The sequence below is a fragment of the Robinsoniella sp. KNHs210 genome, assembly GCF_000686105.1.
Taxonomy (GTDB): Bacteria; Bacillota; Clostridia; order Lachnospirales; family Lachnospiraceae; genus Robinsoniella; species Robinsoniella peoriensis.
Map to the genome: position 1 here is coordinate 1754277 of NZ_JMLZ01000001.1, position 9488 is coordinate 1763764.

Genomic DNA, 9488 nt, shown 5'->3' on the forward strand with positions numbered 1-9488 from the left:
TCTCTATTGAATCTTTTCTTATTTTTATTATAATGATATTATCAAAAGGCAAAGGTGGAAGAAATAAATGAAAGCAATTAAATTCAAAAAACTGCATACAGACTCCCAAAAAAGCAGGAGCTTTTTTAACAGCACGCTCCTTAGCTTACTTGCAATATCTGTAATTATTACCATTCTTCTTTCTTCTTTTCTTTCCATTAACTATGGAAAAACTTCGCTGAAACTGACTTCCGGTTTTAACCAGAACCTGGTATCACAGACAAATTATACCGTGGAACAGCTCAATGACAATATACAGCGGGTGACCCGTTCTCTCATTAATAATAATGACATTATTTCGTTTCTTTATATGAATAACCGCTCTTCCACCACTCCGATTCTGGCAAGCCGCGTACTGGATAACCAGCTGGTTGTACTTCCTTATGTTGAAAGCATCTATCTCTATAACGCGCAGCTGGATTTATTCTTTTCGTCTAAAAACGGCAGCCAGTCAGGCAGCAGTGAATTTACAGATTCGGATTGTGTAAAGTTGGTGACAGACCCGGACTTTATCGCCGCTTATGATAAACACCCGATTCCAAGAAGGATTAACGAAATGACCCAGAATGCTGAAATTCTCTCCTACGTCTACTATGATTCCTACACCGGCAAGGACGGACGCAGGAATGCTATTATAATTAATACTTATGCCTCCTCTCTGACAGATGCCATCCATTCCATGAACAGATATAAAGAGGGAACCCCTATGGATTTCATTGTAATGGATTCTGACATGACCGTATTAAGTTCTGTACTGACCCCCAAGCTTCTGGAAAATGCCGACACATTCTCATCTTTTAAGGAAAAATTTGCAGACGATAAACGATTCGGCAACGGTTTTTTTACCATTGATAAAACCCGCTATTTTTATTCCTTTACACGTGACAATGTGAATAACTGGTACCTGATCAGCTTGGTTCCCTCCAGTATTATTTTTAAAGATATTATCTCAGCCGTACTGATCAGTTCCGCAATTATGATATCTGTTTTTCTGTTCTGCATCCTCCTGTGCTTATTCTTTGCCAAGAGGCTGAATACACCGATACAGAAAGTAACCCACTTGCTGGAAGACCAGGCCTATGGCGATTCCGATGTAAAGCTTCAGGTTCCAACTGAATTTCAGCATATTCTGACAGTATTTGAATCTTTGCACCAGAACAATCAAAAATTGAATACTTTAAAGAAAAAAAATGCCCAAAGCTATAAAGAGTCTTTCCTGAACAGCCTGGTCACAGGAAACCGCACTGAGCCTGTTGACAGCACTCTGCGCGCACTGGAGTCCCAGAATCTTACTTATCTTACAGACCAGCCGATATGCATGGCTGTCCTGAAAATTGATAACTACCAGGATTTTCTCAATGCCAACGCACCGAATGAATTATGGGTATTCCGATTCTCAATCGCTAACATCGCCGAGGAAATTGTCAGACAGTCCTTCACCTGCAATCTTTTCAGCCGGGAAAATGACAAATTTGTAATATTAATTAATTGCGGGAAAGAACTTCCCAATGAAGCTTTCCATCAGAAGCTGCAGAACATATTCCTTTCCATTCAAAAAAACGTAGACCGGTACTTAAAGCTGTCATTAACCGTGGCATACAGCACCCTGTTTAAGGGTCTGGAACACTTGCCCAGCATGTATATCAATATGGAGAACTCACTGCTGCAGAAAATACGTTACGGACACTCCAGTATTATCAGCCCGCAGATGATGGATGACCTGAATTCCGATATTTTCTTTTTCCCTAAGCAATTATCAGAACGACTGTCTTCCGCTGTATTAAATGGAAAAACGGAACAGGCTTTGGAAACCTACCAGAAAATTTCCCAACAGCTCTTTTCCTACGACTATAATGAGATTATGTCTTCCAGCATACGGCTTATTTATGACTTGTATTTTCAGATATCTGATAAATATCCTGTTTTGAAAGAAGACTGCATGACACTATTAAAGGACTGTCTGGTTGACCTGAAAAATGTAGAAATTGCATCTGATATCAGCCGGCTCATGGATACTTTACTCCAGTCCCTCTGCAGCAAAATAGCGTTTCTCCATGATAATCCATTCAGCCAGAATACGGATATCGTAACACAGCGTATCTGCCAGATCGTAGACCGGGAATTTTCCAACCCCTCTTTATGCCTGAGTTCTATCTCAGAAGAGATTGGGCTTTCCCCCAATTATATCGGACAGATTTTTAAATCAGCCATGCAGAAATCTGTTGCCCAGTATATCACAGATCTTCGAATGGAAATGCTTGCCCACTATCTGAATGAGACAAAACTTCCATTAAATAAGATCCTGGATAAAATCGGCATGGAAAAAAATAATTACTTTTATACCCGATTCAAGAAGTACTTTAAAGTATCTCTTGGTGAATACCGCATGAATACACACTTACGTAATGATGAATAATGAAAGAAAGGCTGTCCCCGGACGATCGTCCGGGGACAGCCTTTTAGAAAACTCTCTTACCATCTTATTTTTCACTCTCTGCAGGAATCACTGAAAATGCATCAATAAAGATACCCTTATCCTGCTCACCCGTTTTTATCACGGACAGCGTATTATCCCCTTTTTTCAGCTTTATCCATATGCAATAAGTCTCCATAGCATTAGTAGAGAACCTGCCGGTACACTGCATTCGGATACTCTTCCATTTCTTTGCGTTAATCAGAAGGTCATAGCAGGATATTCCCTCCTCTCCCCTGCAATAGTGTATCTCGAGATAATATGCACCGCCTTGTCCGCCATCCACCCCCTGGATACAAACCTCATCCCCCGGTTTTCCCAGGTATTTCACAATTCTTCCGCTGAAGGCACCGGGATCACTTTCTCTTTGAGGAAAACCGTCCCAGCACCCATTTCCTCTGGGCTTTAGTACACCGTTAGCCGCCGCATATACCTGGCAGCTGGTTAATTCTGACTCCACTGTAATATGGTCAATCGCCAGCCTTCCTTCCTGATATTCATCAGAGCTCAGTCTCACCCTGTTTATCCCAGGCTTAAGCTGTACATTGATTTTACTGATACAGGGCACTTTACCAAGAAAAGGAAACGGGGTGACCGGAAACTGGAGTATTCCCTGATATTCGTGATTCACATATACACTAAGCGCTGTATCCGCTCCGGTACAGAAATAAGGTACCGACAGAGTACCCTTTCCTCCTTTTCCGCCATCTGCCAGGGCTTCCATTGCAGCCCCCCGCAATTCCATATTCTGCAATACCTGATGATTGCCGGCATCCGGATCAAAGGCTATGGATGCTCCTCTTCCCACCACAGAAAATACCGGTTCCAGCGTATATCGTTTGCGCTCGTTTAAGAAAGAGAACCACTGGATTTTCAATGCTCCGTCAGCCACAATATATAAGGATTTTTTCCCCGGACTACAATGTAATCGTGTGGCATAAACCGCTTTGTTTTGTCCGATCTTACAGCTTCCCAGCACCGGTCCGTCCAGTGCATCCTCCCGTACCGTAATGTCCATATCCTTCATGGCTGAGGCATAAAATTGGATTCTGGTATTTTCTTCTATATTCGTTATTTCAGGAAAATACAGGTATTCTCCTGACAGAAGTTCCACCTGTATCGCACCTGTTTCATCCTCTTGCTTACATTCTCTGGCTGCTGCAAAATACCAGGAGGCATAAATCTGCTTCCACGCCGCATCGTACTGGCCGCAGCCATATTCCATCATTTTCTGGTCAATGACAATCTCTCCATTCTCTCTATAATGACAGGGTGCAAGAAAAGAAGCCCTCAGGTACCGGTTCGGGTTATCCATGCCCCCGGATGCAAAATAGGTCTGGTTATGATAGGTAAAAAAACTGCCGTGATCAATATTACAGCCTGTATTCCCTTGATAATAATAAGGACCGTAAACCCGCTCCGCCACCGCATAATAAGAGGAATGCGTCAGATAATACCGTCCGTTATATTTGTGAAGGGAGGGCTTGTCCTCAGGCCATGGATTGTTCACATATTCCAGGCGTCTGAGAGGCTCCGCCAGATGAATCATATCATCAGCAAGCCGTGCAATCAGATAGCAGTCCCAGGGCTTTTCATATTTACAGGTTCCCACTATCAGATATGCCTCTCCATCATCATCCTGGAATACACAGGGATCCCACTTGGGAACCCCGGCGGGATGACTGCGGTAATCTGCCAGCGCCTCTCCCAGAGGATCTGTAAATGGCCCTTCGGGATTCTCAGAGATGGCCACTCCCACTCCCCAGTCTCCGGTGGAATAGTACAGATAATATGTACCGTCTTTGCAGGCGGCGTCCACCGCCCAGCATTGATTCAGGGCGCCGCAATAAAAATCCTCCGGATGGATAACGGATTCCAGACTCCAGTCAATCAGATTCTCAGATGACCAGATCTGCCAGTCTTCCATATGAAAATCATCCTCCCAGCCCGGCGAATCATGTGTAGCATAAAGATAAGCTTTTCCCTGAAAAATATGAATATGGGGATCACAGACTCCTTTTCTGAAAATCAATGGATTCATTCTTTGCCACTCCCTTCTATAACGGGATACAGGGAGGCTTCGTACAGTGCTTTCAGATTCTGTATTTTCCAATCCGGGGTTGATCCATTCCCCATAGTCATCATCAGGCGTCCATCCCTTCTGCCATATGCTTTCATCAGAAATGCAATTTCTTCCTTTACCTCTTCTGCAGAACCAAAAGCCATCAGATACTGTACATCCACTCCCGCTAAAATACAAATCTGTCCGCCAAATTTTTCCGCAATCTCCTGCTCATTCATGGTATTCTTCTGGATAGGATGGATCACATCCAGTCCGATTTCAATCAAATCGGGCAGAAACAGCTCAATATTGCCGCAGCTGTGCAGCCAGAAATGAGTTCCCAGCTCATGTGCCTTGTCAATGAGCTTTTTATAATATGGTTTGAAAAACTCCCGGAAAATATCCTGGGAAAAGAAAGGTGCCGTCTGTGTCCCAATATCATCGGATACAAAAAAACCATCTACATCCAGCTCTTCTTTTGTCCGCTCCATAATCCGCATATAAAAATCCGTCAGTCTGGTAAATAAACGGTGAATTTCTTCCGGATACAGATAAAAATCGGTAAGCGCATTTTCCATTCCCCGCAAGGACCAAAGCCGCTCAAAAAAACAATACCACCATCTTCCCAGCAGGTAACGCCCATCCTTTTCTTTTTTTCCCAAAATAAGAGCCGGTGATTTTGGATCTGGAAAAGTATCATAGAATTCCCCCGCATCCTCCCAGTCCTCAATCAGACACTGAGCATCCAGCCCCCTTCCCTCCAAACTATGTTTTCCGGGTGCCGCCCAGTAAAAGTCAGGATCTTCTTTTGGTCCCTCAGTCATTCCCGGCATCTGTAAAAATACTTCATCCACATCACAGGGGTACTGCTCCAGCCAGGCATTGCGTTTTCCGGCATCATTTTCAAATACATTATCATAGATCCAGATATCATATAGGAGCGGAATTCTTTTCGCTGCCCCTTTTCCCTCAATTACACGTAACACATCCTCTTTCTTCAATACTTCCATGCTGCATCCTTTCTTTGTGTACCTTCACTAATCGGAATAAATCCCGTATTTCTGCCAGATCTTCCACATTCTTTCATACCGCTCTAATGCCATGCCCGTATATACGCAGTTAGAGGTGGAGAAGATGTATCCCTTTCCCGCCTCCATTCCCTCACGCAGAGATCTTTGTACTTCAGCGTCGCATTCATCATCCGTTCCAGTCTGTAGCAGACCGCAGTTTACATTTCCGATAAGTGCAATGCCGTCTCCCACAATCTTTCTTGCTTCTGCCAGATTTACGCCCCCCTGGGGATCCAGGGAATGGATCGCATTTGGTTTGCAGTCTGCAATCTGTTTTAAAATGGGCATCACATTCCCGTCTGTATGTTTGATAGAATAATACCCCATTTTTCTGTATTCACTGATGATTTCTTTTAAATAGGGGATGATCAGTTCTTCGAACTGTTCCGGGGAAAAAAATGGATTTGTATTAAAGCAATAATCGGAACAAAGGGTGAATCCATCCAGTAAATGACCTTTTCGGTCCAGCTTATCAGCAAAAGCAGCATGCTCCTCTACTCTTCTCTTAGATATCTCATTTAGTTTTTCCGGCTCCTCCAGCATCTGTACTGCAAAATCAATCATGGTATCCCCGTCCGGAATTGCCCAGGTCGGATCTCCATGCATCATCAGATAATATTCATCTCCTGACTTTTCCCGGATGGTTTCCAGTAACCACTGGATGTTATCAAAGCCCCCCGGGTTGGAGTGTACAAAAATTGCACTGTGATCATATCGCTTTGCAGTATCGATATAAATATCAGCAATCTCCTGAATATGAAGCTTCTGCTCCGTGTAGCTCATCTGATTCCACTGTTCATAGAATCTGTGGCTGGGATGTACCTTACCAAGTGCCTCCATGGTAAGGAAAAATACCAGTTCAAAATGGGGCACCCTTCCCCCGATATCCTCACATTGTAAGGTCTTTATAAAACGTTCTTTGTGTGTCATATTAATACCCGTCACATATTGCAGGTTAGCCTGCAATACAGCCACTAAAAACAAGTTGAAAGAATTACCTCGTGGCTTCCTTTCTATATCATAATTTTCTTTCAACTTTAGAGCGTGTTTTAAAATTGCTTTCTGACAGATGTGCATCACAGTTTGTGGTAGATTTGTCCCGAATGAAGGGCGCGTAGCGGGCTACGTAACCTGAATTCGGGGCAAATATACTGCAAACAATTCGAGGCTTTATTTAACTCCTTTTTGTTCCCTGAATTGTTCCCGGTATGCCTGCGGGGTCACGCCTATTTTTTTCCGGAAATAAGTATAAAAATAATTTGTGCTCACAAATCCGCATTTTTCTGCAAGATCTTTTGCTGCCCGCTCTGTATTCTCCAGTTCCTTTAACACCCACTGCAGGCGTTCCCCATTTATATAATCCGCCACAGACATTCCCATATCTTTTTTAAACAGCCTTCCAAGATAATTTGGTGATACACTGAATTCATCTCCCAGCTGTTCCAGTGTGAGATTAGGATCGGAAAAGTTTTCTTCAATATATTTTTTTACTTCATCCAGCTTCCCGATCACTCCTTTTTTAACTGCTGCCTTTTCCTGCTTTTCATGTATTTTTTCAAAAAGCTGTAGGAACAGTTCATCCACTTCAGCAGCCTTTTCACATGCTGTCAGCTGAACTAAGAAGTCATTTGCTTCGGTTTCATAAAAAGAAAAGTCCTTTACACTACGGACAACGGTTATGCCCAGCCAGATAATCGCATTCATATACTCCACCATACTGCACTTTTTAAGTTTCTGTGTAAAACTCTGGTAGACCTCCCACACATCCTGTCCGGAACGAACTGCCTTAGGCAGGCTGCCCGCCTCCAGCTGCTGGAACTCTGCCTGTTCTCCATGCTCTGTCTGAATCTGTTCGTATGTAAAATAAGTATTCGGCGGATAAAAAAAGCTTTCCTGCATAACCGTTTTCAGATTGCTGTTCACTTCCGGAACCTTTTCCAGATTAACAGTTTCTTCTGATCCGACCAGGGAAAAATTCCATTCAATAAAAACTTTCACATTTTCACAGAACGCGTGGAAACACTCACTGATCTTCTCCTGCATTCCATCCTCCTGCGTTGTTTCCAGAAGAAACGTCAGTGTGTGATCCCGGTTAATTAATCCCATTACCTGAAAATACTTCCCAAAAGTTTCTTCAAATATATTCTGAAAGCCATATTTGATATCGTAGGTACCGGTTTTTCCATAAATATCCCGGAATTTTTTGTACGCTTCCAACTGTAAAATCAACACGGCATACTTCTGGTTTTCGTCAACGGAGAATCCAAAGTTATCTATCTGCTGACGCAGCTGGTTTTTTCCAAAAAGCTTTCTGTTGTGAAGAAAATCGCTTAAGAATCCTTCTCTCAGAAGATACCGGTCCGAACGCCTTTCAGACAGGGCATATTTTTTTTCCAGCCTTCTATGTATTTTCAAAATGGTTACTGAATTAGCCAGGGCTATTACAACGACCGCAATTACAATAGTAAGCGTAAATCCCACGATCCAGCGGCGCAGGTCCAGAAGAACATGGAACATTGAATTCCACCTGGTGATTTTGACATAATTCCATTGGCTTTTGCCTGAAAAAAGATAGGAGAAAAAATATTTCTCTCCATCCACCACTGCTTCCTGATACTTAATCCCTTTTTCCGCCAATTGAAGTACCGTTTCCCTCATCTTCGCAGTCTCTTGAACCGGATAGGTCTGTAAATCCACAAGCCTTTCATTCTTTTCATCGATAATAAGCATCCGGCTGTCTTTCAGAATCTCCATATCCAGAATTTCCTGCAGCATCTTATCAAATTTCATATTGACAATAACCACACTTCCCGTTTTTTTCTGTTCTGCTGCATATAATAGATAAGAATAGACAACCTCCGTTTTCTCTGTCTGATTGGAATATTTCGTTGTCATCTCTCTGCGGATCAGATTTTGTGTATGATACTTTTGCGGATTTTCTAAGATGCTTACTATATTCTGATCGGAATATTCTGCTTTTCCCACTGCCCCAAACCTGCTTCCGGAGGTGATAAAAAGGTCAAGGTCATTATTATAAATATAGATGGATTCAACTTCGGGATTCGTATTCTGGTACAGAGAAAGCTGGTTGCGCACCTTGCTCAGGGTGATACTGTTCAGCGTCTGTCCCGAAACGGCTGTCAGCAGTTCGGAACAGACGTCATCAAGCATTACCTGGGTGGCAATCATATTGGCTGTGCCGTTGGCTTCCTCAAAATCCGTCTGCACCTGTGAAAATGCCTGCATGGACATCCGGATATTCTGATCGATAATGACCTTTTTCACCATGCGGTACATCCATCCCGAACCCGCCAGAATCACTACCAGCATACTTACGGAAATCCCAAGAAAAATTCTGCGAAATAATTTTTGATTCTCCATCTGCTTCTGGTCTTTATTCTTACGAGCAAGATATCCCTTGCAGCTTTCCATCAATTTCATTTCACTTCCCCCTGTCAGCTAATTTTATAATAATTTTCTAACAGAACCCTTCTTTTTGCAACTACAAATTGTGGCAAAGACTTCTTTTTTTATCACTTTCTTCTTTTTCCATGAAAACGCCGTGGGTGGAAAGCTTCATCTACCCGCGGCGTTACATATTTATCTCTGTATATCTTATTATTTTGAAGCGAGGAATTCATCAATCTGCTTCTGCATTTCAGCCATCACTTTATCAATTCCTGCCACATTTAATTTTTCCAGGAATTCGGCATTCGTTTCTTCCACAGGCAGCTCACCGCCCACAAGGCTTTCATACTCTTTTACAACTTTAGACACATTTGTCACTTCCATTTTGACTGCCTCGGGATCAAAGGAAAAACCAAGGATCGGAGATGTCTTCGCA

Annotated in this window: 7 protein-coding genes; 2 read left to right on the top strand and 5 right to left on the bottom strand. The window is 42.8% G+C overall.

The window, feature by feature from the left end; all coding sequences use genetic code 11:
* The first annotated feature begins 67 nt into the window (after positions 1-67).
* Positions 68-2455 carry a helix-turn-helix domain-containing protein gene (locus CD03_RS0106800; protein WP_027292997.1) on the top strand — a complete coding sequence of 796 codons (2388 nt, stop codon included), beginning with the start codon at positions 68-70 and terminating at the stop codon, positions 2453-2455.
* A 64-nt stretch (positions 2456-2519) separates the two neighbouring features.
* Here CD03_RS0106800 and CD03_RS0106805 read toward each other — a convergent pair whose 3' ends face one another.
* From CD03_RS0106805 to CD03_RS32695, 3 genes are read right to left on the bottom strand one after another with little or no spacing between them, the layout of a single operon-like run.
* A complete protein-coding gene (locus CD03_RS0106805; protein WP_027292998.1) occupies positions 2520-4553 on the bottom strand; it encodes a family 43 glycosylhydrolase in 2034 nt (677 codons plus the stop codon).
* Complete coding sequence (locus CD03_RS0106810) at positions 4550-5584, bottom strand: uroporphyrinogen decarboxylase family protein (protein ID WP_027292999.1); 1035 nt, start codon at positions 5582-5584, stop codon at positions 4550-4552. Before CD03_RS0106810 ends, CD03_RS0106805 begins: the two co-directional genes overlap by 4 nt.
* A 27-nt stretch (positions 5585-5611) precedes the next feature.
* Entirely contained in the window at positions 5612-6619 is a 1008-nt protein-coding gene (locus CD03_RS32695; RefSeq protein ID WP_052377705.1) for a uroporphyrinogen decarboxylase family protein, read from the bottom strand.
* 94 nt (positions 6620-6713) lie between these two features.
* Between CD03_RS32695 and CD03_RS39870 the strand changes: the two genes are divergently transcribed.
* Complete coding sequence (locus tag CD03_RS39870) at positions 6714-6779, top strand: DUF6783 domain-containing protein (RefSeq protein ID WP_395022193.1); 66 nt, start codon at positions 6714-6716, stop codon at positions 6777-6779.
* Positions 6780-6814: 35 nt separating this feature from the next.
* On the opposite strand, the gene CD03_RS0106820 is transcribed toward CD03_RS39870, so the two are convergent.
* Together CD03_RS0106820 and CD03_RS0106825 are read right to left on the bottom strand one after the other, a co-directional pair.
* On the bottom strand, positions 6815-9085 hold the full coding sequence (locus tag CD03_RS0106820; protein WP_027293000.1) for an AraC family transcriptional regulator: 2271 nt from the start codon (positions 9083-9085) through the stop codon (positions 6815-6817).
* Positions 9086-9262: 177 nt separating this feature from the next.
* A partial coding sequence (locus CD03_RS0106825; protein ID WP_027293001.1) for a DUF3502 domain-containing protein occupies positions 9263-9488 on the bottom strand: 226 nt, incomplete at its 5' end.